General features: G+C 34.8%; 23 protein-coding genes, 1 pseudogene, 1 riboswitch and 1 other annotated feature (1 of these 26 only partly in view). Of the genes and pseudogenes, 6 read left to right on the forward strand and 18 right to left on the reverse strand.

Features of this window, described 5'->3' with window-relative positions:
- Positions 1–78 (reverse strand) — a binding site (T-box leader); it reaches 142 nt to the left of the window's first position.
- Between the two features lie 241 nt (positions 79–319).
- From ACQKOF_RS05330 to ACQKOF_RS05355, 6 genes are all read right to left on the reverse strand, one after another.
- The gene (locus ACQKOF_RS05330) at positions 320–2,026 is read right to left on the reverse strand and encodes a putative bifunctional diguanylate cyclase/phosphodiesterase (RefSeq protein WP_427554388.1); all 1,707 of its coding nucleotides are present in this window, start codon (positions 2,024–2,026) and stop codon (positions 320–322) included.
- Positions 2,027–2,411: 385 nt separating this feature from the next.
- On the reverse strand, positions 2,412–2,582 hold the full coding sequence (locus tag ACQKOF_RS05335; RefSeq protein ID WP_387082889.1) for a transcriptional regulator: 171 nt from the start codon (positions 2,580–2,582) through the stop codon (positions 2,412–2,414).
- Between the two features lie 258 nt (positions 2,583–2,840).
- Positions 2,841–2,990 carry a transcriptional regulator gene (locus ACQKOF_RS05340; protein ID WP_370044033.1) on the reverse strand — a complete coding sequence of 50 codons (150 nt, stop codon included), beginning with the start codon at positions 2,988–2,990 and terminating at the stop codon, positions 2,841–2,843.
- Between the two features lie 204 nt (positions 2,991–3,194).
- A complete protein-coding gene (locus ACQKOF_RS05345; RefSeq protein ID WP_427554391.1) occupies positions 3,195–3,668 on the reverse strand; it encodes a hypothetical protein in 474 nt (157 codons plus the stop codon).
- 303 nt (positions 3,669–3,971) lie between these two features.
- Complete coding sequence (locus ACQKOF_RS05350; protein ID WP_427554393.1) at positions 3,972–4,487, reverse strand: DinB family protein; 516 nt, start codon at positions 4,485–4,487, stop codon at positions 3,972–3,974.
- Positions 4,488–4,535: 48 nt separating this feature from the next.
- Positions 4,536–5,645 carry a Gfo/Idh/MocA family protein gene (locus ACQKOF_RS05355; RefSeq protein ID WP_427554395.1) on the reverse strand — a complete coding sequence of 370 codons (1,110 nt, stop codon included), beginning with the start codon at positions 5,643–5,645 and terminating at the stop codon, positions 4,536–4,538.
- A 122-nt stretch (positions 5,646–5,767) separates the two neighbouring features.
- On the opposite strand from ACQKOF_RS05355, the gene ACQKOF_RS05360 reads away from it, so the two are divergent.
- Positions 5,768–6,625, forward strand: coding sequence for a LysR family transcriptional regulator (locus ACQKOF_RS05360; protein ID WP_427554397.1), 858 nt, complete (start codon positions 5,768–5,770; stop codon positions 6,623–6,625).
- A 55-nt stretch (positions 6,626–6,680) separates the two neighbouring features.
- Here ACQKOF_RS05360 and ACQKOF_RS05365 read toward each other — a convergent pair whose 3' ends face one another.
- The gene (locus ACQKOF_RS05365) at positions 6,681–7,658 is read right to left on the reverse strand and encodes a tyrosine recombinase XerC (protein WP_427554399.1); all 978 of its coding nucleotides are present in this window, start codon (positions 7,656–7,658) and stop codon (positions 6,681–6,683) included.
- A gap of 437 nt (positions 7,659–8,095) precedes the next feature.
- Entirely contained in the window at positions 8,096–8,509 is a 414-nt protein-coding gene (locus ACQKOF_RS05370) for a hypothetical protein (protein ID WP_427554401.1), read from the reverse strand.
- 76 nt (positions 8,510–8,585) lie between these two features.
- Between ACQKOF_RS05370 and ACQKOF_RS05375 the strand changes: the two genes are divergently transcribed.
- From ACQKOF_RS05375 to ACQKOF_RS05385, 3 genes are all read left to right on the forward strand, one after another.
- Positions 8,586–10,076 (forward strand): circularly permuted type 2 ATP-grasp protein, encoded by a 1,491-nt coding sequence (locus ACQKOF_RS05375; RefSeq protein ID WP_427554403.1) that lies wholly within the window; start codon positions 8,586–8,588, stop codon positions 10,074–10,076.
- Complete coding sequence (locus ACQKOF_RS05380; protein WP_427554405.1) at positions 10,030–10,995, forward strand: alpha-E domain-containing protein; 966 nt, start codon at positions 10,030–10,032, stop codon at positions 10,993–10,995. Before ACQKOF_RS05375 ends, ACQKOF_RS05380 begins: the two co-directional genes overlap by 47 nt.
- Positions 10,996–11,056: 61 nt before the next feature.
- A complete protein-coding gene (locus ACQKOF_RS05385; protein WP_427554407.1) occupies positions 11,057–11,911 on the forward strand; it encodes a transglutaminase family protein in 855 nt (284 codons plus the stop codon).
- A gap of 120 nt (positions 11,912–12,031) precedes the next feature.
- Here ACQKOF_RS05385 and queE read toward each other — a convergent pair whose 3' ends face one another.
- The 10 genes and pseudogenes from queE to ACQKOF_RS05435 all read right to left on the reverse strand — a co-directional run.
- Positions 12,032–12,760, reverse strand: coding sequence for a 7-carboxy-7-deazaguanine synthase QueE (gene queE, locus ACQKOF_RS05390; RefSeq protein ID WP_427554409.1), 729 nt, complete (start codon positions 12,758–12,760; stop codon positions 12,032–12,034).
- The gene (queD, locus tag ACQKOF_RS05395) at positions 12,753–13,226 is read right to left on the reverse strand and encodes a 6-carboxytetrahydropterin synthase QueD (protein WP_427554411.1); all 474 of its coding nucleotides are present in this window, start codon (positions 13,224–13,226) and stop codon (positions 12,753–12,755) included. Before queD ends, queE begins: the two co-directional genes overlap by 8 nt.
- A gap of 3 nt (positions 13,227–13,229) precedes the next feature.
- Entirely contained in the window at positions 13,230–13,889 is a 660-nt protein-coding gene (gene queC, locus ACQKOF_RS05400) for a 7-cyano-7-deazaguanine synthase QueC (protein ID WP_427554413.1), read from the reverse strand.
- Between the two features lie 255 nt (positions 13,890–14,144).
- Positions 14,145–14,191, reverse strand: a riboswitch (PreQ1 riboswitch).
- A 220-nt stretch (positions 14,192–14,411) separates the two neighbouring features.
- On the reverse strand, positions 14,412–16,286 hold the full coding sequence (locus ACQKOF_RS05405; RefSeq protein ID WP_427554415.1) for a leucine-rich repeat domain-containing protein: 1,875 nt from the start codon (positions 16,284–16,286) through the stop codon (positions 14,412–14,414).
- A gap of 308 nt (positions 16,287–16,594) precedes the next feature.
- On the reverse strand, positions 16,595–17,452 hold the full coding sequence (gene speE / locus ACQKOF_RS05410; RefSeq protein ID WP_427554417.1) for a polyamine aminopropyltransferase: 858 nt from the start codon (positions 17,450–17,452) through the stop codon (positions 16,595–16,597).
- Positions 17,452–17,886: an adenosylmethionine decarboxylase gene (gene speD, locus ACQKOF_RS05415; protein WP_082332640.1), complete on the reverse strand. Its 435-nt coding sequence runs from the start codon at positions 17,884–17,886 to the stop codon at positions 17,452–17,454. Before speD ends, speE begins: the two co-directional genes overlap by 1 nt.
- Entirely contained in the window at positions 17,883–19,379 is a 1,497-nt protein-coding gene (locus ACQKOF_RS05420) for an aminotransferase class I/II-fold pyridoxal phosphate-dependent enzyme (RefSeq protein WP_427554419.1), read from the reverse strand. Before ACQKOF_RS05420 ends, speD begins: the two co-directional genes overlap by 4 nt.
- Positions 19,379–20,554 (reverse strand): methionine adenosyltransferase, encoded by a 1,176-nt coding sequence (metK, locus tag ACQKOF_RS05425; protein ID WP_427554421.1) that lies wholly within the window; start codon positions 20,552–20,554, stop codon positions 19,379–19,381. The genes ACQKOF_RS05420 and metK overlap by 1 nt, the downstream gene beginning before the upstream one ends.
- A gap of 645 nt (positions 20,555–21,199) precedes the next feature.
- Positions 21,200–21,325 (reverse strand): hypothetical protein, encoded by a 126-nt coding sequence (locus tag ACQKOF_RS05430; protein ID WP_427554423.1) that lies wholly within the window; start codon positions 21,323–21,325, stop codon positions 21,200–21,202.
- 25 nt (positions 21,326–21,350) lie between these two features.
- A pseudogene (locus tag ACQKOF_RS05435) lies at positions 21,351–21,491 on the reverse strand (DUF4158 domain-containing protein); the annotation flags it as partial.
- 147 nt (positions 21,492–21,638) lie between these two features.
- On the opposite strand from ACQKOF_RS05435, the gene ACQKOF_RS05440 reads away from it, so the two are divergent.
- Complete coding sequence (locus ACQKOF_RS05440) at positions 21,639–22,214, forward strand: recombinase family protein (protein WP_427554425.1); 576 nt, start codon at positions 21,639–21,641, stop codon at positions 22,212–22,214.
- A 63-nt stretch (positions 22,215–22,277) separates the two neighbouring features.
- A complete protein-coding gene (locus tag ACQKOF_RS05445; protein WP_427554427.1) occupies positions 22,278–23,240 on the forward strand; it encodes a helix-turn-helix transcriptional regulator in 963 nt (320 codons plus the stop codon).
- Positions 23,241–23,268 lie beyond the last annotated feature (28 nt).

Raw genomic sequence — 23,268 nt, forward strand, 5'->3', positions numbered from 1 at the left:
GCGGTGATATAGCTCTCAGCAATTGCTATATTCTCTGTTTCACTATTCTTACTTACTTGGCCACATCAACAATTTATATTTTATATAACTTTAGCAAAACAGTTGAATGATTTCAAATATTTCATTAAATACAATTATTTTTCGGGAAATATCAGAAAATAGACTTTACTTCCCTGTGACCAAATTGCTTCTATCTAGCCAAAAAAAGAAAACAGTAAAACTTACTCTTCATTTGTTGTAAAATTGCTTTTCATAATAAAGTAACCATAAACACTTAGAGGATCTTGCCCTAAATTAAGGTCAAGATCCTCCACATTGTCTACATGTAACTATCATCTACTATCAGTTTCGTAAAGTCCTCTACCGATAATGGTTTACTGAAATAATAGCCCTGTACGTACTCACAGCCATGTTCACGCAGCACGTTTAATTCTGCTTCTTCCTCGACACCTTCTGCTACTACTTGCAGATTTAAGGCATGCGCTAGAGAGATCATAGCTGAAATCATGGCAATGCCTGATTTTTCAGGCACGATATCACGGACGAATGCACGATCTATTTTTAAAACATCTACTGGGAATGTTTTTAAGTAATTTAGCGACGAATAACCAGTTCCGAAATCATCTAATGAAATCGTAATACCAAGTGCTCTTAATTGCTTAATTGTATTAATTAAGTCTTCCGTATAATCTAACATACTCATTTCTGTAATTTCGATTTCTAAGAAGAGTGGATCAATTTTTGTTTCTGCAATCACTTCATGTATCATTGCGACAAAACCTGTCGTACTAATATGAATCGGGGAAATGTTCACGGCAACACGTAAGTTTAAATTATGTACTTTATTCCAAGTGCGTGCCTGAGCAGATGCTTTTTTTAACACCCATACCCCTATATCATTAATGAGCCCACATTCCTCAGCAAATGGAATAAAGCGATCCGGTGGCATATGACCTAGTTCAGGATCATGCCAGCGAAGTAATGCCTCCATGCCAATCACTTTATTCGTTTTTAAATTAATTTTTGGTTGATAATGTAATTCTAAAATATCTTTTTTTAATGCTTGATGTAATTTTGTTTCAAGTAATAGCCACTTATCATTGATTTCCTCCATGTTAGGACGATATAAGCGAAATTGATTACCGCGTGTAGATTTCGCAGCATACATAGCGATATCTGCATTTTTCAATAATTCCTCAACAGAGTTTGCATGATCTGGGAAAATACTAATTCCAATACTAATACTTGCGTAAAATTCAAACGTTTCAACAATAAAACTCTCATTAAAGACGCTGATTATTTCCTCGGCTTTTTCCTCAATACGGTCAACATCGTTTAGTATAATAACAAATTCATCACTGTTGTGGCGGTAAATAGAATTGGATGTATAATCAACGTTGCGTAAACGATTCGCCATTTCCACTAAGAACATATCCCCGATGATATGACCAAATCCATCGTTAATGTTTTTAAAACGATTTACATCAATGAAAAACAACGCAAACTTCTCACCTGTGCGTCGAGATTGATGGAATTCATTTTCTAAACGTTGTTCTAACTTACGACGATTTGGTAGCCCCGTTAATTCATCGTGATAAGCAATATGGGTTATCTTTTTTATATCCTTTTGGGCAGTAATATCGACTCGTATAGCAATATATTGATACGGTTTGCCATTGTCATCAAGAAAAGGAATAATCGTTGTCTTCACCCAGTAAAGACTACCATCCTTCGCGCGATTACAGACCTCGCCATTCCACATGTCACCCTTGCCTATAGTTTTCCACATCTCTCTAAAGAAAGATTTTGGGTGGAATCCTGAATTGAGTAAACGGTGATCTTGCCCTAATAATTCTTCACGAGTATATTTAGAAATTTTGCAAAAATGATCATTAACAAACGTAATTCTCCCAGTTCGATCTGTAATTGCTACAATGATTGAACTATTCATTGCTGAAAAAATATCTTGTAATTCTTTCAGACTGTAGTTAATTTGATTGATACTACTAGGCATGATATTCGTCATTTTCATTCTCCGTTCATTAGAAGGGTTTAGTACTTTTGCTTTATATTTAAATGGGGTATAAAGTTATGGGATATCGCCCTTTATTATGTAATTATATTATAGTCTTAGAAAAGCAGTTAATTCAACCCAAATATCAAAACATTCAAATCTATATTTGATGGTTTTCAATATAATAGACCTCAAAAACAAGGTCTTTTAACTTACTTATAACGTTTGTTTTTGAACACTTTAATTACCTTAGTGCTATTTATATGTTATGTTTAGTCTATTTACCTTTAGAACATATGAACTTTCTGTAATTTTACGATACTTGAATATTTTCTTCATTTATGTTATATCCAAAAAATGCCTTACTGTCACATATAGGCAGTAGGCATTTTATAAGCTAAGAGACTTCATATTCTATTTGACCTCCCAATGTTTTGGCACGTTCATTGTAGGCATCTAGTTGCTCCTGAGATAAGTTTAAAATATAATAGTGAAAATTTATTGGCTCTAATCCGTGTTTCTCACATACTTGACGATAAAAATCATAGCCTTCTCGATAATCTGTCATCCTAATAACTCCCTTTCGTTTGTGCAACTTCGTTATTATATTCTAATTACTCTTGTGATAATTGATGGATATGTCGTGTTCTATAACAGAATTGTTTTTTTGTTAATAATATATAACAGTTAGTTTGCTGTGTCAATAAATTTTCTGGTATTTCTTTCAAATATACGAAAGCCCAATCCATTTAAATTAGTATGGCTAGGCTTTTCATAAAATATTCACGTCGGCTTCCGTCATAACCACATCCTTTAATCACTCCTTCTAAATTCCTAATTGTTTCGCTTGCATATTATAAGCTGAAAGTTGCTGCTGCGATAGCTGTAGCACAAAATAGCGGAATGAAATTGGCTCTAAACCATAACGCTCACACATCTCACAATAAAATTCATAACCATCACGATACTTTGACATTAGAATTCCTCCTCTAACAAAACTGTTTTATAACAGTTATTTTTATTTTCATTTAATATATAACAGATGATTTATTTCGTCAAGTTTTACAAAAAAATGATTAAAAATAACTTTTAAGTCTTAATTTCATGCATAAATAAGCCATTGTTTTGAAAAAAGAATGATCAAAACAATGGCTCTCGTCATTTTCGAATATTAAAGACATTAAGGAAGTAACTCTACCTTTACCTTTAGTTTTATATTTGCAGGAGGCTCTTCCTCTTCTACAACGTAAGAGATAACATAAGCTCCTTCAGGAAATCCGTCAAAAACCTTTTCAAAACTTTCGTTACTTTTTAAAACACCATTTACAACTTTTGTTTCTTTATTTACGTTTCGAATTTTGTATATAAAGCTCTCAGTACCAGTGTTTGCTAAGGATATTTTAAATGGAACATCTCCCTCATAAGTAAAATATGATTTACTTTCACCTATCGGAGCCGCTATCTCTTCATCAATTTCAATTGGGTAAGACGTTCGTACTGATTCTTCGTCAGTGATATCCTCAACAATAGGTTCACTTTTTACAACCTCTGATGTTACTTTTGAAGCTTGTACTTCTGTTTTAGTTGAAAATGTATTGCACCCTGATAAGAGTACAAGAAACGTACATATACATGCTAATTTATAAATCTTCATAACTTCTCCTATCTAAAAATAGTAAATAATGATAATTATACCATAAAACACAAAAAAGAAGGAAAGGCTCGTTGCTCTTTCCTTCCCTTTATGTCTATTTATCAAGCACTTTTGTTGATCACGAGAAATTGGAGCTTCACCATATATTCTTCAATAATCTAATAATCATTCTAGGAATAAAAATTAAGATGTTCCAGATTATTTCTAATGCGATTGAATTTTTAATTTCTTTTATAATTTTTTTAACATAATGTCTTACTTTTCTTTTTTTCATTCATTGTTTTCCTTTTCTAGCTTAGTTCATTAGTGCTCAACTTTAATTAATGCTTTGATTTCTTTGATTTGTCCAATATGTCGTTGTTCATGAAAATAAATTTGTTCTACCCATTGATCAAGAGGTAATTCACCAATGGCAGGATGCTTCACGGATTTTTCAACTAATATTGATGGATCTTCAATTGTATCAAGGAAAGCCGTTAATTTTTTTCTTGAATCGTCTAACAACTCAATAATTTGCTGAACTGCAAAAAAGTCTTCAGCTGGTTCAACAATTTTTGGTGCTGTAATTTTCTTTGTTCTATCTATAATAAGTTGAACATTTTTACGTTCCATTTTTTGCTTATTACCTTCTTGTTTTAATCCCCATGCAATCGCTTTTACTGAAGACTCCTCCACTAAAACTAAGTGATGGCAAACTTGGGCAATACTCCAACTGTTCGCATCAGGCTTAACATTCAATTGAGTATCACTTAATAATTTAATTTCCTCTATTAAGTTATTTCTTGTTTCATATAAATGATCGTTTATTAACTGATTCATATGGTATCTCCTCCACTAAAGTTTTTTACTCCCTTTTCTGTATATGTTTTATACGATGTGAAGTATTCGTTTACCAGTCTTTGCAGATTTTCGAATTGTATCTAACAACCGATGCAGTTTGACAGCATCATTAAAATTTGGAATTTGCTTTGTACTCTGAATAATATCTTTTGCCAACATCGTATAAGCTTGATTCACATAGCCTATAGCGTCATTATTTATTTCTGATGGAATGTTTACTTCTTCATATAAAACATCTTTAAAGTTATGCAAATTATTAGGATGTATCATTTTTTCAACGATAAGGTTACCAAATTGAACATGACCATAGGAATTTTTCTGTGTTAAGCGAAATGCTCCCTTTTCTCCCCTAATTTCTAATTGAAAAGCAGGATAAACTCCACCTTGTATATGTACAGATGCTGAAGTACCATCAACTAGCGTCCCGTTTATTAATATTTGGTCAGCTGTATTTTTTTCTGTTGTCTTGCCTGTTTCTTGTATGAGCGCTTCAGTAAAATGGACATTCATTGTAGCCGATAATTCTTTGAAATCACCTAAAATATAACAGAGGACATCTAAAGAGTGGCCACCGTTAATGGAAAGAAGGGTTGCACCATTATTTTCGTGTAAAAGATAACGGCTTTTTTCATCTGTTATTCCCCCTTTCCCTTGTGTAGCAACTTGCATAGTACAGGAAATAACCTTACCGATATCCCCTTGTTGAATTGCTTGTTTTAAATAATTTACCTCTGGAGATTGCCTTCCCTGTAGTCCAATTGCGTGATGAATATTTCTTTCGTCTGCCAATTTAGCCATTTTTTTAGCTTGCTCCGTATTGATAGCTAGTGGCCATTCACAATAAATATGTTTATTTCCATCTAATACTGCCATCACAGCATCATAATGATGAGGGACCTTGATACTCACTACTACTAAGTCGACATCTTTCGATTGAACCAATTCCTTATAGTTTGTGAAAGCATGAGGAGCATTCAAAATTTTGGCACTTTCTTTAGCGGTATCCATGTTCGAAGTTCCGATTGCTGTTAGTTTGTAAAAGGGATTGTTCTTCAAAGCTGGAATATGTGTTTGACTTGCCCATTGATTATTCATGGATCCACCTATAATCCCTACTTTTATTATTCTATTTTCCATTAACGATTCCTCCAAAACTTTTAAAATATTATTAACTTTATACAGTATAATGAAAACGGGACATCATATTAAATGTTAATTTATGATGGTGCTATCACTTTTTTTGATGGATGTGAATGGAAATGGATATTGAAAACATGAAAGCTTTTGTATCAGTTGCAGAACTAAAAAGTATATCTGCTGCTGCCACTAAATTGAATCACCTACAATCGAATATGACGGCAAAAATTAAAAAAATTGAAAACCATTATAACCAAGAATTATTTATTAGAAATTCTAAAGGTGTAACACTAACGAAAGAGGGAGAAAAAATATATCATCAATTTAAGAAATTATTGTTTGTTTGGGAAGAAACAGAAAATATGATGAAAAAACATGATGAAAAACTCCGAGTAGGTACGATGATTTCAATGGGAGGAACTCAAATATCCTCAGCTTTAAATAAGCTTTATCAAACATACCCTGATTTATCGGTAACTTTAAAAACAGGTTCAACAGAGTTTATAGAAAATCAAATTCTCCTAGGAAAAATTGATGTAGCATATACGATTGGATCATTAAAAAATAATAATATAAAGTATAAAAAAGTAGCTATTGAAGAAATGGTCGTCATAGGTTCAGGTATTGATCGGAGTACAATATTCGAGGACTTTATAAGTGAACAAAACTTACTTGTTCTTTCTGAAAACTGTTTGTATCTTTCAATATTACAAAATATCTATAGGAGTCTAAGTATTACGCATGGAGAAATTATTGAAGTGGGCGATTCAGAAACGTTAATCCAATTTGCCATGATGGGCATGGGAATAACTTTAGTTTCTAAACGTATAGCAAGTCGATATAACATTGAACAATACTTAGATATACCTTCATCATTTAGATATGTTGATTTATATTTAATTACTCGTTTCAACCACGAATTTACGCCAATTGAAAGACAGTTTATTGAGCTAACAAACTCTATCGATGACAAATTATAGTGCTAAAAAGCCGATTCCTTTATGTAAGGATAATCGGCTTTTTTGTTGCACTGTGTTATTCAATGAACTGCTCTCTAGTACGAACAATATTAAATGGATTATTTTCGAGTACATGTTGTAGCTCTTCATCTTCAATATGTGTATAAATTTGCGTCGTTGCAACACTTGAATGCCCCAGTATATGCTGAAGGCTTCGAATATCTGCCCCTGATTTATACATCATTGTTGCGGAAGTATGACGTAACTTATGTGGTGTCAGTCGTTCTTTTTGAAGTCCAGATTGCTGATTAATTTGTTTAACGATTTTTGCGACGGTTTGACGGGTAAAGCGTGTTCCCTTTTGTGAGACGAAAAGAGGCTCCTCTTCCTCACCTTTATATTGTGTCTTTCCGCTATTTTCATAGTCTGCAAGTGCCTGGATGCAGCTATCATTCAAATAAACTGTCCGTTCTTTATTCCCTTTACCAACAACAGTTAAGTAGCGTCCTTGTATAGATGACCTATTTAGCTGACAAAGCTCTGTCACACGTATCCCTAAATTTAAGAAAAACATCATCATACAATAATTCCTTGGTGAAGCACGATTTGGCTGGATACCATCGATAAATTGTGTGGCTTCCTCGATATTCATATAGATAGGTCTTTTCCGTCCTATTTTTGGTGTTTCTAATTCATCTGCCGGATTTTCCTCAATAAGACGACGTTTCCCTTTCAGGTATTTAAAAAATGATTTCAACGTTGCTACTTTACGTGCTCTCGCAGATGCGGAATTCCCGCGCTGCACCTCGCAATATTCCATAAATAAATAAAGATCCTCCAGTGTCATTTCTCGAATATCTTCTATTAAAATAGTAGAAATATCTATTTTCGTTAAATCTGATAAATCAATATCATTCTGGATTGCTATGTAGAAACGGAAAAATAATGTCAAATCATATTCATATTCTTTTCTTGTGCGATGAGACTTCCCTTTAATCGTCGTTAAATAAACAAGGAAATCTCTCATTATTTTAGGAAGCTTCGTCTTTTCCATAAAATCACCTCTATTTTCTCTATTTTACCACGAAAAAACGTTCCCAAATATAAATTTGGGAACTTTATGGTGAAAAAAATGCCCTTTTTTACATTTAAGAACAAACATTCTGTTTATATGCGATAAAAAAGATGATTCTCTTTTAGAAAGAAAATCACCTTTTTTAAAAGTTTTTTGAAAGTTTCACGATTTAGGTATAAAACGCGAAAAAAATGAATATTTAAATCTAGTGAGTTAAATGCTATGAGACGATTCGAAAAACGGAAAGACGGGTAACTATACGTGTCGATTCTTCTCACAATGCGCATGGTATTATTTGGTTTTTGTCGATTTCAGACGCATTATTTACCGGTGCAAAAGCGAAGCGACAGCAACACGGTTTTATCTGTGCGAAAGCGAAGCGACAGCAACAATAAATGTTTTCTGTGCGAAAACCGTTACTTAACAAAAATACTATACGTCCCATCTACTTGTTTTGCTACAGACCAGTTCGTTGATAGCATAAGTTGAAGCTTCTCGATAGTTTCTTCATTACAAGTTAGATGCTGAATTCCTGTTTCTAATAATTGATAATTCTTACCTTCTTCTAATTGGAAACGAAGATACAGTAAACGTTGAATGCCTGGCAAAGTTACATATTTGATACGGTAGTTGCCATGCAGAGCGTTCAAGAACGATTGTTTCCCTTCTTGATAAAGTGCCATTGTTTCGGAAAATTCATAGTTTGGTACTTTTTCCTGCCAAACTGATATATCCCCTGCTTGCAATGTGCGTACAATTTCCTCATCAGTAAAATCTAATTTTGAAAGCTTGTCTAGCTCATAGGCTTGCATTAAATTAATGATTGTCATTTTTTTAGCTCCTTTTATGTATTCATTTTAAGTTTAACACGTTTTCTCTACTACTTAAATTCGGAGGGCGATCCATATGATGAAATTCTATGAATCTGGTTTGTTTTTTGATGAAATGTTCGATGGCAATCAACCGAAGTCTCATTATCGGTCTTTCCATAATAAGCTACATGCTTTCACAAAGGAGCAATTAGAAGAAAAATATCAGCAAGCACACTCAAGATTTCTTAAACAAGGTATAACATTTACCGTATATGGTGCACAAGGTGGAACAGAGCGTACAATGCCCTTTGATTTTATACCTATAATAATTCCACATGAACAGTGGGAAGAAATTGATGCTGGTATGAAGCAGCGTGTAAAAGCCTTAAATTTCTTTTTACATGATGTCTACCATGAACAGCGTATTGTTGAGGATGGGCTTATTCCGATACAGCTCATCGAAAACAATCCATATTATTATAAAGAAATGCTTGGTGTAAAAGTACCTATCGATAATCATATTTTTTTAGCTGGTATCGATTTGATTCGTGACGAAAATGGTATTTACTACGTGTTAGAAGATAATTTACGAAATCCTTCAGGAATATCTTATGTTTTTCAAAATCGATCTGCTATGAAGGAAGTGTATCCTGAATTTTTCTCTAAACATACGATCCAATCTCTTGATAAACAAATGGCCTTTATGAAGAAGGTACTCCTTGCTCACCGGCCACCCGGCATGAAGCCAAATGTAGAACCTAAAGCTGTCCTCTTAACAGCAGGCATGTATAATTCGGCATATTACGATCATGTTTTCTTAGCACAACAGCTCAATATTCAGCTTGTCGAAGGACATGATTTAGTGGTCCGAGACAATAAGGTATACATGAAGACAATCTACGGTCTAGAGCAAATTGATATTATTTATCGACGAATTGATGATGATTTCTTAGATCCTATTGTTTTTCGTGAAGATTCTTTACTTGGAGTTCCTCATATTATGGATGCTTATAAGGCTGGAAATATTGCTATTTTAAATGCTGTTGGTAACGGTGTTGCTGATGATAAAGCGATGTATGCCTATGTACCAGATATGATTCGCTACTACTTGAAAGAGGAACCTATTTTAAACAATGTGAAAACCTATCATCTAGCTGATGATAGACATCGAGCTTGGGTCCTTGAGCATATGAAAGAGCTTGTCATAAAAAACGTTAGTGCCTCTGGTGGTTATGATATGTTAATTGGTCCACATGCGAGTGATGAAGAAATGGCTATTTTCAAAGAAAAAATTATAGAAAACCCATCTCAATACATTGCACAACCAACAATTAACTTGTCTAGAGCACCAGCCTTCCAGGATGGGAGATTCTATCCTTGTCATGTCGATTTACGTGTTTATGTGATGAAGGGCGAGGATATTTATGTGCTTCCAGGAGGTTTATCGCGTGTAGCATTAAAAGAAGGATCTTTAGTCGTGAATTCTTCTCAGGGCGGAGGAGCAAAAGATACATGGATATTAAAGGAGGAATTGCAGTATGCTAAGTCGAGTAGCCGATGCACTATACTGGATGGCACGATATAGTGAACGATCACAAACGAATGCACATATATTACAAGTACAGCTGTTGAATATGTTGGAGCAATCTGGCAAAGAAAATGAATACATTGATCATTGGGAAGCGGTGTTGAATATTTGTGCCTCGAAGGAAGAGTACTTGACCTTTTATGAATCGATTCGTGTCAATACACTTATCGAATATCTACTCTTTTCTAATAATAATAGTAACGCCCTTCATGCTACTTTACGTGCGGTTAGAGAAAACGCTCGTGTAGCTCGAGATAGCATCCCCATTGAACTTTGGGAATTACAAAATGCCTTTTATTTATCCTTACAGCAAGAAATATTGGGACGAGAAAGACCAATTCCACTAACCGTACTTAACTCTTTTTTGCAAAATGTTCGAAAGACTTCTTTGACGGTTACAGGGCTTATCGAAGGCTCGATGGATCGAGATTTACCCTTTTATTTCATGCAAGTTGGGAAATGGTTAGAACGTGCAGAAAAGACGATTCGTATGGTTTTAATTATACTGGAGCAACATAGGGAAATAGCCATCTCCTTAATAGAAGCGGACGGATCATTTTTACTCGATTTATCAGGGGCGACGGAGTCTTATTTGCAAAAGCATCGCCAAACCAATTTACTTTGCGTTATTCAATATTTATTACATGATAAGCATTTCCCTCGTTCAGTGATGTTTTGCTTACAAAAATTAGAAGAAGCATTTATTTGTTTAGAAAACAATCCTCTTTCAGCAAAGTTTTTAGAGCTTCATACCCCATTAAAAAGTTTATTATTTGCCATGATGAATGTAGATTTATGGAATATTACATTAGAGGAAACGATTTTATTAATGGAGGAAAGATTGTGTCAATGTATTGATTTTGGCAATACATTTGTAACAATTTATCATTTATATGAACCCAGCGTACAACCTTGAAAGGAATCAACCACAGCTCCCTTTCAACAAGCAAGTCAGTAATCCAAAGGAAGCGGACACAATGAAATTTGAAATTCAACATACTAATATTTTTCAATATGAGTCTGAAGTCGATCAAAGCCTAAATACAATCCGCTTAAAGCCAAGGGGCGATGAGCGTCAGCGCTTATTATCCTATCGAATTGCCATTACACCTTCATCTTTAACGCGTGAGCATACAGATATATGGGGCAATACGGTTGGCACTTTTTATATACCTGAGCAGCATCAAGAGCTAGAAATTCAAACGACCTCTATTGTCAGCATTCAACGTGCACCATTTATTCATCGCATTCAATATTCACCAGAAATGCAGACCATTTTTCACTCGCAACTGTTTTATGAGCATTATTTGCCCTATTTAAAGTCTACGCACTTTACGTATATGACAGAAAATCAGTTAGAGGAAGTTTATCATGCAATTGGTCATGCTGAAAATCCTGTACTATTTTCATTAAATTTAATGCAATATTTATATTCGACTTTTGAATACTTCCCTGGTGCAACCAATGTTACGACAACGGCAAGTGAAGCATTCGTCCAAAAGCGAGGTGTTTGTCAGGATTTCACACATGTCATGCTTGCGGTGCTAAGAGCTAAAGGAATTCCAGCTCGTTATGTTAGCGGTTATTTATACGTCGATGAAAACTCTGCCTTGATCGGTGATATTGCAACCCACGCTTGGGTAGAAGTCATGATACCGGGAATCGGTTGGATTGGTCTCGATCCAACTAATAATGTAGAAGTATTAGAAAATCACATTATTTTATGCATTGGCCGTGATTATTCCGATATAAGCCCTGTTGAGGGTGTTTATTCCGGTGGAAAGCATGATTTAACAGTTAAAGTGAGTGTCAAAGCATTGAATCACTTGTAACAAAAACGTGTAATGTTTTAAATTAAAACCCCTGATTTTTCTACGCTAGGCAGAAGAATCAGGGGTTTTATTAAGATCTATTGTTTTCGGATTTTAATCTTCAATTAATGCCATCTTAAACTATACACCTCTTTTATTCCCCCAAACAAGGGTATGCAACTGTGGCAGTACTTTAACATCTCTTAATTCCTCATCCTTAATCACTCTATCAATCAGCGCATGATATTTATCTAATAAATGTATAATTAATCGTGAATTGTCAGTTGTCGTGAGATCATCATTACCGACTTGGAGATAAAAAGGAATCATCGGATATCGATGGTGAATTTGTTTAGCATAATCGTAATCCTCTTGATTAAAAACGACTATTTTGAGGGATATATGGTGATTACTGTTTCGATTTTTAAGTTTTTCGAAGATATTAGAGAGCACCGAATAGTCAGTGGTCATTCCAGAACTAGGTGGCTTTGGTGAGATTGTCAGTTCATCAATCTCATACATCCATTTTTGCCACCTACTTCCCTGTGTTTCCACCCCGACTTTTATGTCGTTTTCTTTTAAAATTGCAATGAGCTCTTCCAAATTTTGATGGAGTGCAGGATTGCCGCCTGAAATCATGACAAATGAAAAGCCACTGCCTCCAAGACGCTTCAACTCAGACCAAATCTCTTCCGCTGTCATTTGGACAATAAGATGTTTTCCGCTGCCATCCCACGTAAACGATGAATCACACCAAGAACAGGAATAGTCACAGCCGGCAGTTCTCACAAACATTGTCTTCTGGCCAACTACCATTCCCTCGCCTTGAATCGTCGGTCCAAAAATCTCGATAACAGGTATCTTACTCAACTTCCATCCACTCCCGTCTCGCTTCTGCATAGCTTGTCGGAGTTTCATATAGCCGGATAAACTCTACACGCGCACCGTTATATCTTTGTTCATCAAGCAAAGCCTCAGCCAACTTTTCGTAAATCCAAACAACAATGTTCTCAGCCGTCGTATTCATAGGTGGAAGCGTTTCATTTAAATAACGGTGATCCAAATGAATCTCTATTTTTTCTTTCCATATTCCTTTTATATCGCCAAAATCAATCATCAAACCGCGTTCATCTGTGTATCCACTCAGTCCTAAAACTACGCGGTACGTATGGCCGTGCAGGTTTTTACATTTCCCCTCATAATTATGTAAATGATGAGCAGCATCGAAGGTAAATTCTTTGCTTACAAGAACACGCTTTGCATGATAGTTCAATTGATTTCTTTGAATATCTTCATCTATTTTTTGGAGCTTTTCGACGATTCTGAAATCTGACATACCTTAAGACTCCTTCCTATAACTTAAATACTCATCAAGCCCTTTTTTTCGCAGTTTACATGCTGGGCATTCACCACAGCCATCTGCTATTACACCGTTATAGCAAGTCAACGTTCTTTCCCGAACAAATTCAAGTGCCCCAAACTGATCAGCAAGCTCCCATGTCTGTGCCTTATTCAGCCACATCAACGGTGTATCAATCACAAAGGAATCATCCATCGATAAATTTAACGTTACATTCAAGGATTTAATAAAAACATCTCGGCAATCCGGATATCCGCTAAAATCCGTTTCACAAACGCCAGTTACAATATGCTTAGCTCCTACTTGACTCGCTAAAACGCCCGCAAATGATAGAAACAGAAGATTTCGACCAGGTACAAAAGTCGATGGAAGCTCACCATTTCCTCCGTCTACTACTTTTATATCTTGTCGTGTCAATGCATTTGGAGCAAGCTGATTCAGGAGTGACATATCAAGAATGTGATGCTTGACACCGAGCTCCCCTGCTATCACCTTCGCACATTCAATTTCAAGACGATGCCTTTGGCCATAATCAAAAGTTACTGCCTCAACCTTTTCAAAACGTTCTTTTGCCCAGAACAAACAGGTTGTACTGTCCTGACCTCCACTAAATACAACAATCGCTTTTTCCTGTTTCATCTATAAAAACTCCCTTATATCGAAGAAGAAAAAGTGCTACTTTCTTCTTAGTTTTTTAACGAATATTGTGTACCTTGGTTACCCAATAATATTAAATCCCTCAACCTTCTTCATGGCTTCGGCCAGACATAAAAAAACCTCCTTGTAAAATGTTTCCCAACACTTTTCAAGAGAGGCATCACCAATCATTCTATTAAAACATAAGTAAAAACATAGAAAAAAGCCACGTCCTATATGGACATGGCATATTATCATGTTTCCATAGTTTTTTATAGAGGGTATCAGCTATGAACCTCTCCCGTTCTAGTCCGGGCATTCTTTTCTTCAATATAATACAAAAAATAGTACAAAACGTCAAATTGATTTTTTTATAAAATCTTCCCATAAATGCTTCAACGGAAAATCCACTGTTATTCTACCCTATATTTTAGCAGAACACTAACCATTTTGCTGAGCTTAGATTCATTAATATTTTTTCGAACAGAATAACCAGTGAGGATTTATATTTATATTCACATTGCCTCAATAAATCACAATTCCATTGTCTAGAACAGATTTATTTTGCGCCTGATTTCCTAAAATATATAGCTTTTTCAAATTGGGCAAATTCACTAAAGGCTCTACATTTGATATAGCATTATTTTCCAAATGAAGCACCTCAATTTGTTGCCAATTTTCCATAAAACTTAACGATTGTAGTGAACTATCTTGTATAGTGAATGAACGCAAAGCTGAAAAGCCAGCAAAGTAAGGCATAACCTTATCAACTTCATACACCCAGTCACCATTACCTATTCGGAAAGATACATCATTCAAAGTTAAATGTTCCAGTTTGTTGTTATTAAACGAATTTTGACTATTAATTTGAAACTTACACTTAGTACAATTTAACGTTTTTACATGCTGTAAATTGAATAATTCACTCGTCTCTTCATAAAAAGTGGTCTCATTTAACTTTATTGTTTGCAGATTTGGGAGACGATTTAAAGAACCGATGCCTATAAAATCGCCAGACTCCATTGCTGTAAGTTGTTCTAGCTGTGGGTATTTCAGTAATTCTGCTCCATTCAAATACGACTGTGCTCCACTTATATCAACCGTCAAATCTTTTAAAGCTGGTGCCTCTAACTTGGGTAGGAAAGTACTTTTTAATTCCGCTTTTTTTAAATGAGGTGCTACAATCGATGCTATTTGGCCACTATAACCAGTTATCGATAAATCGGTCAGTGAAGTCAGGCTGTTCACAATATCAAGCAATTCTAATTTATAAAGAGAAGCTAAACGCAGTTTTGTCAATGAAGACTTTTCTCTAAGGCGTTCGACATTCGTAATATCCATATTTTCAAGATCAAGCGATTGCAAGTTGGGCATGTTTTGTATAAAATCAAGCGTTTTTAAATTTTTTACCGCTGTAAGTTTCAATTCTTGTAATTGATTCAGTGAATAGAATGAGCTAAAATCTGTCGCTTCACTAAAATCTATTGTTAACGACTCTAAATCAGTTAATGAAGACAACCACTTCAAATCGTTGGCAAATCTTAAAGACAATGATTTTAACGGCAGTTTATTCAGAAGAGGGAAGTCTGTAACCGTCTCGGTGTAATACGAAATTTCAAGTGATTGAAGATTAGGAAACTCTAATAATAAAGCAAGCTCTTCATTACTTCTAATTTGAATAGAGAGCTCTACAACATTAGACTTATCGCTAAAATATTCAGCAATTTTACTAAAAGATTCATTAAAGCTACCTGTATAGCTTTTTAAACCTTCTAGATGTCGGAAGCTTACATTTTCACTTTGTGATATTTCATAATCGCCCATTAAATTCAATACCGTCAGACCAGTGAAGGCTTCAAAATCTTTTTGTTCGATTTTCTGTGTATTTAATAATTTATCCATAATAATATAGTTAGAAATTTCGGCTTGCTTATTTGTAAATGGATCGTCAAGACTGTAATCAAAATGCCACTGATTTTCAGAATAGTAGGCTGCCAAATAACGGATACTTGCGATTTCTTCTTTAGTCGGCATAGCCTCACCTTTATCAAAAATATCTTTTAAAAAGAATAAAAGAACTTCGCTTTCAGGCATTTTCCGAACAGGTATGTCCTCATGGTTACCATATTCTGTTTGATTGCCGCTCAAAAGAAAATAGCCAAGGAATACACAAAGGATGACAATCGGTATCATTAAAAGCGCTTTTAAATTCGTTTTTGGACGTGTAGCTTTATTCGCAGAAGTTGTACCATAATAATTATTAATCGTCTGATCAACATAATAAACTTTATTCTCTTTCAACATTATTTCAGTTTCACAAAAAGGACATTTGAATGATTGTCCCTCTCTATATTCAATTTTTCCATTGCAATTCGGACAATTTAATTTAATGAATTCCACTGGCAATCCCCTCTCCAGCTCTATTATTAATTAAGCTTAGTTGTCTGAAAAATAATTGTCAATATTTCTATTAAATACTATTTATCTTCCACCTTTAGACCTACAACAAAAAAAGTCGCCTCTTGGGCGACTTTTTTGTGTTTATTCACTTTTTTATGCAATAAGTTTAAACTTCTGGTTTACCTAATCTGACGAATTACTTGCATTGCAAAGCGGTTCTTGGACGAAAACTAGTTGTTCCGTCGAAAAGAATACCGAATAATACGATTTCTGAATTAGACTAGTCACTTTCGCAACCAATAAAAGTGCTAACGTTCATCACAATCAAGTGCCTCTTTCACAAATGTAGGAAGTGCGAATGCACCAACGTGTAAATCTGTATTATAATATTTCGTTTTTAGACCAAATTTGTCCCAAGCATCTACTTGTATATCTTTAATTGGATGTAATGCTTTTGAAGCAAATCCGAATAGCCAGTGTCCCGATGGATATGTTGGCATATGGAATTGATATACGCTTGCGATTGGGAAAATACCTTTTATTTTTTTATGTGCTTTACGCATGTTTTCTGCATACTCCGCGAAGTATGGTGATTCGTGTTGGTTAATTAAAATTCCTTTTTCATTTAATACACGGTAACATTCTTTATAGAAAGCTGTTGTAAATAAACCTTCACCGACTGAAATTGGATCAGTAGAATCTACTAATATTAAATCGAATGATTGATCAGCTGCGTTTTGAACGTAAGCTAAACCATCATCGAAAATTATTTCCATACGTGGATCTTCTTCGACACCAGCCGCTGTAATTGGAAGGTATTTTTGGCTTAAACGGAATACTAACTCATCGATTTCAACCATTACTACTTTTTCTACTGATTTGTAACGTAGTACTTCACGAGCCGTACCACCATCACCACCACCGATTATTAATACTTTTTTTATATCTGGGTTGGTAGCGAATGCTGGGTGCGTAATCATATCGTGATAAACGAACTCATCTTTTTCATTGACCATCATCAATTCGTCTAAAGTGAAGAAAGTACCAAACTCTTCACTTTTATAAAAATCGATTTTTTGGAACGGAGATTGTTCACTATGAATTTCTTCGTTGTATCCGATTGAAAATTTACAGTGATTGCTCCATTGTTCTGTATACCATTTCATTAAATCACGCCCTCTAATACTTCTTGTTTCACTAATATTGTATCAATTTTTTGTTCTGCAAATTGGCGGATTTTATCTGCCATTCCACGAGGTACTTCAAATGATTCTGTCTTTTTCGCTTGCAGTTTTTGTTCTAAATATTCTGCTGCTTTCCAAGGACTTACTGAGTCGCCACAAGTGTAAACATCTACAGATGCAAATCCGTATTCGGGCCAAGTATGAATCGTTAAATGTGATTCAGCAATAATTACTGCACCCGAAACACCATATGGGTTGAAATGATGGAAACAAGATTCTACAATTGTTGCCCCAGAATAGTCTGCAGCTTCATTCATAAACTGCTCGATTAAAGCGTTTTGCTCAATAATTTCACTTGGGCAACCATAAAATTCGATTAATACGTGTCTACCTAATGTTGATAATTCAATGCTCATTTATCTATCTCCCTTACGACTGTTATATAATTTTCTTCTTTCGTTTCGTTCAAAACATTCCCAAAATTAAGAAAATAGAAGTTATATAATTCTACTAATTCCTGTGAAATAACTTCTCCGGGGATTACTAGTGGTATTCCCGGTGGATAAATCATTAATGTATCTGCACTAATTCGTCCTACCGCATCATAAATTAAAATTGTTTCTGTTTCAGCATTACACGCCTGTTGCGGTGTCATAGCTAATCTATTTATTTGATTCGCTGTCACATAAGCTGATTGAATCGCGTCTTTTTTAGCGTGATTACATTCTATATCTTTTAACGCATGTACTAATTTACCGATTGTTTCATTCGTATCAACATGACTAATGACTGCCATTATGACATATCCTTCTGCAAGTTCTACTTGAATTCCATACTGTTGTTTCAATATTGTGTAAACTTCAAATCCAGTTAAACCGATATCGTTCACACGAATAACAAGTTTTGTCCAATCATAGGATTGATTGAAATTTTGTTGTACGTATTCAGCTTGTAGTACTTCATAACGTGAATTATTTTCAATTTCTTCAATTGCCGCATCAACAATTGACTTTAAATTGCTATAACGTTGTTGTCCAAACACCGCTAAATCCCTTCGTGCTACATCTAAAGAACTCATTAATAAATAATTTGCACTCGTCGTTTGAAGCATATTTAATACTTTTTGCAAATGCTTCGAATCGATTCGTTTTTCTTGTAGTAAAAGAAGCGAACTTTGCGTTAATGAACCTCCAGTTTTATGCATACTGATCGTTACTGCATCTGCACCAGCACTAATCGCATCGTTTGCATCTAGTAAAAATGTTAAATGCGCTCCGTGTGCACTATCAACAATAACTGTTACATTTTGTTCATGTGCGAGTTTACAAATTTCTTGCAGTTTATTCATCGAACCAAAATATGTTGGATACGTCACAAGTAGAGCTTTCGCTTGTGGATTTTCTGCAAGCGCCGATTTTACATTTTCAACTGAAATTCCGTGTGCAATACCAAAATGTTGATCAACTTCAGGTTGAATAAATACTGGTTTTGCACCACTTAATATAATGCCGTTCATAACTGATTTATGGCAGTTACGAGGAACGATCAATGTATCTCCTTGTTTACATGTCGCTAAAATCATCGCCAGAATACCTACAGTAGTTCCATTTACTAAAAAGTAAGCGTAGTCTACATTAAATGCTTGTGCAGCTAATTGCTGAGCTTCTTTAATAACCGATTCCGGATGACTTAATAAATCAAGCTCCTTCATCGAGTTTACGTCCATTCTTAATGTCATTTCTCCAAGCGTCCATTTTAATGGGTTTTCATGAAGCCCCATTTTATGTCCAGGTACATCAAACGGCGTAACTTCTTGTTTAGCATAATTGACTAAAGCTTCAAATAATGGCATGCGGTCTTGAGTGACTAAAAACTCCTCTGTAGCCACTCGATCTTGCACGCACTCCATTACTGTCCCATAGCAACTGCTAAGAGTTGCTGTAATTCTGAAACTTTGTCTGTTTTTTCCCAAGTTACGTTTACATCACTACGTCCAAAGTGACCATAAGCTGCAACTTGTTGATATTGTGGTTTACGTAGATTTAGCATGTTAATAATGCCAGTTGGCGTTAAGTCGAACAATTGTCGAATCGCTATTAAAATTTCTTCTTTCGCTACTTTTTCTGTACCAAATGTTTCTAAAGCGATACTAATTGGTTCACTTACACCAATTGCATATGATAATTGGATTTCACATTTATCTGCCAAGCCTGCTGCAACAATATTTTTCGCAACGTATCGCGCTGCGTAAGCCGCTGAACGGTCAACTTTTGTACAGTCTTTACCAGAGAATGCGCCACCACCATGACGAGCTGCGCCGCCATAAGTATCAACAATAATCTTACGTCCCGTTAAACCTGCATCTCCGTGTGGTCCGCCTACTACGAAACGACCAGTAGGATTAATTAAAATGCGGAAGTCTTCATTCATACCAAATTGCTTTGCAACAGCTTTAATTACATTTTCTGTAACGTGATCAATAAACGCTACTCGGTCAAAATCATCATCATGTTGTATTGACATTAACACAGTATCAATTTTAGGTTGCATACTATCTGAATAATCAATTGTTACTTGTGATTTCATGTCTGGGCGAGCCCATTTGAATTGACCATTTTTACGCTGCTCAGTTGCACGTTTTACAAGCATATGTGCCATTTCAATTGCTAAAGGCATATAGTTCTCAGTTTCATTAGTCGCAAAACCGAACATAATACCTTGGTCACCTGCACCAACTTCTTTTGTATCGCTTGAAGAATCAACACCCATTGCGATATCAGGAGATTGCGTGTGTACTAAAACTTGTACATTGCAGTTATGACCATCAATACCGAACTGATCATCTGTGTAACCAATGCCGATTAGGGTATCACGGGCAATTTTTTCGATATCTAGTTCTGCTTTTGTTGTGATCTCCCCACCAACAATTACTGTGTTTGTAGTTGTGAATACTTCACATGCCACACGTGATAGCGGATCTTGTGATAATGCTGCGTCTAATACTGCATCTGAAATTTGGTCTGCAATTTTATCTGGATGTCCTTCCGATACAGACTCCGATGTGAATAATACTGTTTCTGACAATTTTCACTGCTCCTAACAAATTTATAGATTTTAGGGCATAAAAAAAAGCTCACCCAATTTTAAGGAAAGCTTCGAATACTATCAGCTGCTGTTCCTCTTATTGTTCACAAAAGATAAATTTTGTGCTCAGGTTCGGCCCACTGGATTTAATTCATGATGAACTAAATTGTTTGGCCACCGTATCTTCGACCCCTCGTCTCAACGGTTATTAATAAGAGCTATATTATTATGCTGAGACTCATATTAAGTCATAAACATTTGACTGTCAATTTATTTTTTATAAATAATCGCTAGGAAAATTAATTCATTTACCCTTTCGAATCAAAAAATACTAAGTGTAACATTTTGTAAATGATTAATGTTTATTATAAAAAATGAATAAAAATGCATTTAGGAATTTTTTATATTAATAATAGAATGAACTCCTATTAAATTTATAAATAGATGTGTCAAAATAACATATTGTAAGCAAAAATTATTTTAGATAAACAAAGAAAATATAGGTAATTTTAGCGTCTTTTATTTATAGAAACCATTTAAATTTCTATAATTCAGAATATTATTTTCAGTCAGTTATAAGAAGACCATGACGATTCTTTGATTTCAAACAAGGTGTGTTGATCAACTAATTTTACACCATATTTATTAAACTGCTAGGTTGATTTCCACCACGGATGCTCGCTTTCCGTGGGTAGTACCTTCACCAAAATCAACAAAAAATGTAGTATTCAAAGTTTTATTATAAAGCGAAAGCCTATCTTTATCTTTCAATGAGGGGGCTCCTCAAATATCGCCACCTCCTTCGTTTATTTATAATTTCTAAATCTCGTTTGGAAAAAGTGTAGTAGGTTCCTAGCACCCACTCATCTTCAGGAATTTGCATAAGGGCCTGCCGCTGTTCTGGTGTAAGCAATTCTCTACCTCTCGCAATTTTCATACAGTATCATCTCATTTCTGTAATTATTCAGTTAATTAGTTCAATTATATATCAATAGAGTGTACTCTATTGATACAAGTGTAGGAGACTGATAAAATCATAGTTAAGAGCTTCTCATAAGACTTGTCTCAAAAATGAGGTGATATTTTGCGAAAAATCGGTTATATACGTGTCAGTTCAACTAGCCAGAATCCTTCAAGGCAATTTCAGCAACTGAACGAAATCGGAATGGATATTATTTTTGAAGAAAAAGTTTCCCGAGCAACAAAAGATCGTGAGCAACTTCAAAAAATGTTAGAGGATATACAAGAAGGTGACATCATTTATGTTACGGACTTAACTCGGATTACTCGGAGTACACAAGATTTATTTGAATTAATCGATAACATACGGAGTAAAAAGGCAAATTTAAAATCCTTAAAAGATACATGGCTAGATTTATCAGAAGATAATCCCTACAGCCAATTCTTAATTACGGTTATGGCGGGTGTAAACCAATTAGAACGTGATCTTATCCGTATGCGGCAGCGTGAAGGGATTGAACTGGCTAAGAAAGAAGGAAAGTTTAAAGGTCGGTTAAAGAAGTACCATAAAAATCATGCAGGAATGAATTATGCAGTAAAGCTTTATAAAGAGGGAGATATGACTGTAAATCAAATTTGTGAAATTACAAATGTGTCTAGGGCCTCATTATATAGAAAGCTATCGGAAAGGAACAGTTGATGAGTTATACCAAAAATCGGAAATATATAATAGAAAATAAATTTCATATAGAGGTGGAATTATATGCCTAAAATTGACAATATGTTAGCAATTCTATGGATGCTTCGTTCAGGTGAAAAAATTACTGCAAAACAAATTTCAGAAAAGTTAGAGATGAATATAAGGACTGTGTATCGTTATATTGATACAATTTCAACAAGTGGCGTACCTATAATTTCAGAACCAGGACATAACGGTGGATACACTTTATTGAACAATTTTATTGAGGCTCCTCTTTTTTTTGATTTTGAGGAGCAAACTTCACTATTTCACGCTGCTGTTTTTGCAGAAGAAGCCGGATATTATGGAGGTGAAGCACTAAATAGGGCCATTTCAAAACTAAGTAAATACTCAAATCAAGAGCAGGAAACAAAGATAAACCAACATTTAACTAGTCTTGAAGTAATAAGTCGATTAAGTTCACTCTCTATGGAACCTTTTTTGAAGGAGTTGGAGCAGGCCGTAGCTGACGGGAACTCAGTAAAAATTCTTTACCATAAAAGTGGCGAAAAGCAATTAAATTATAGATTGGTCGATCCGTACAGAATTATCTATTGGAATAATAAGTGGTATGTGATTGGATTTTGTCATCTTAGGAATGATATCCGTAGTTTTAGAGTAGATCGAATTGAAAGTCTAATGCTAACCGAAAATAAGTTTAACCGGCCAGAAAATTTTTCAGCACGTGACTTTTTTATAAAAAATCTTCTTCCAACTATAGAAGATAAGGAAGGGATTATTTCTTTGGTTATTAATGGGGATAAAAGTGTATTGGCTGATATTTGCCAACATTGGTTTTTAGGACATTATTTACAAGAACGGACTTCAAATCAAGCAGTTTTTCTTCTAGAAAAAGATATGATACATACATATGTACCTTATTTACTTTTACCGTACAATAAATCTATTAAAGTTATTGAGCCAATAAGTCTTAAAAAAAGACTTATTGAAGTTCTGTCGGAATTAATAAAATTTCATCAAGTATGATAACTTCCCTGACGTTAACTGTCAGGGA

It is taken from the genome of Lysinibacillus sp. NPDC093190 (assembly GCF_050280425.1).
Taxonomy (GTDB): domain Bacteria; phylum Bacillota; class Bacilli; order Bacillales_A; family Planococcaceae; genus Lysinibacillus.

Bases quoted from the DNA above. Each gene is read 5' to 3' on its own strand.
- ACQKOF_RS05445 (WP_427554427.1), top strand. From the start codon at position 22,278: ATGCCTAAAATTGACAATATGTTAGCAATTCTATGGATGCTTCGTTCA.
- speE (WP_427554417.1), bottom strand. From the start codon at position 17,452: ATGAAATGGTATACAGAACAATGGAGCAATCACTGTAAATTTTCAATC.
- queD (WP_427554411.1), bottom strand. From the start codon at position 13,226: ATGTCAGATTTCAGAATCGTCGAAAAGCTCCAAAAAATAGATGAAGAT.
- ACQKOF_RS05370 (WP_427554401.1), bottom strand. From the start codon at position 8,509: ATGACAATCATTAATTTAATGCAAGCCTATGAGCTAGACAAGCTTTCA.
- queC (WP_427554413.1), bottom strand. From the start codon at position 13,889: ATGAAACAGGAAAAAGCGATTGTTGTATTTAGTGGAGGTCAGGACAGT.
- ACQKOF_RS05335 (WP_387082889.1), bottom strand. From the start codon at position 2,582: ATGACAGATTATCGAGAAGGCTATGATTTTTATCGTCAAGTATGTGAG.
- ACQKOF_RS05380 (WP_427554405.1), top strand. From the start codon at position 10,030: ATGCTAAGTCGAGTAGCCGATGCACTATACTGGATGGCACGATATAGT.
- ACQKOF_RS05345 (WP_427554391.1), bottom strand. From the start codon at position 3,668: ATGAAGATTTATAAATTAGCATGTATATGTACGTTTCTTGTACTCTTA.
- speD (WP_082332640.1), bottom strand. From the start codon at position 17,886: ATGAGCATTGAATTATCAACATTAGGTAGACACGTATTAATCGAATTT.
- ACQKOF_RS05350 (WP_427554393.1), bottom strand. From the start codon at position 4,487: ATGAATCAGTTAATAAACGATCATTTATATGAAACAAGAAATAACTTA.
- ACQKOF_RS05355 (WP_427554395.1), bottom strand. From the start codon at position 5,645: ATGGAAAATAGAATAATAAAAGTAGGGATTATAGGTGGATCCATGAAT.
- ACQKOF_RS05375 (WP_427554403.1), top strand. From the start codon at position 8,586: ATGATGAAATTCTATGAATCTGGTTTGTTTTTTGATGAAATGTTCGAT.
- ACQKOF_RS05330 (WP_427554388.1), bottom strand. From the start codon at position 2,026: ATGACGAATATCATGCCTAGTAGTATCAATCAAATTAACTACAGTCTG.
- ACQKOF_RS05385 (WP_427554407.1), top strand. From the start codon at position 11,057: ATGAAATTTGAAATTCAACATACTAATATTTTTCAATATGAGTCTGAA.
- ACQKOF_RS05365 (WP_427554399.1), bottom strand. From the start codon at position 7,658: ATGGAAAAGACGAAGCTTCCTAAAATAATGAGAGATTTCCTTGTTTAT.
- ACQKOF_RS05340 (WP_370044033.1), bottom strand. From the start codon at position 2,990: ATGTCAAAGTATCGTGATGGTTATGAATTTTATTGTGAGATGTGTGAG.
- ACQKOF_RS05360 (WP_427554397.1), top strand. From the start codon at position 5,768: ATGGATATTGAAAACATGAAAGCTTTTGTATCAGTTGCAGAACTAAAA.
- ACQKOF_RS05420 (WP_427554419.1), bottom strand. From the start codon at position 19,379: ATGGAGTGCGTGCAAGATCGAGTGGCTACAGAGGAGTTTTTAGTCACT.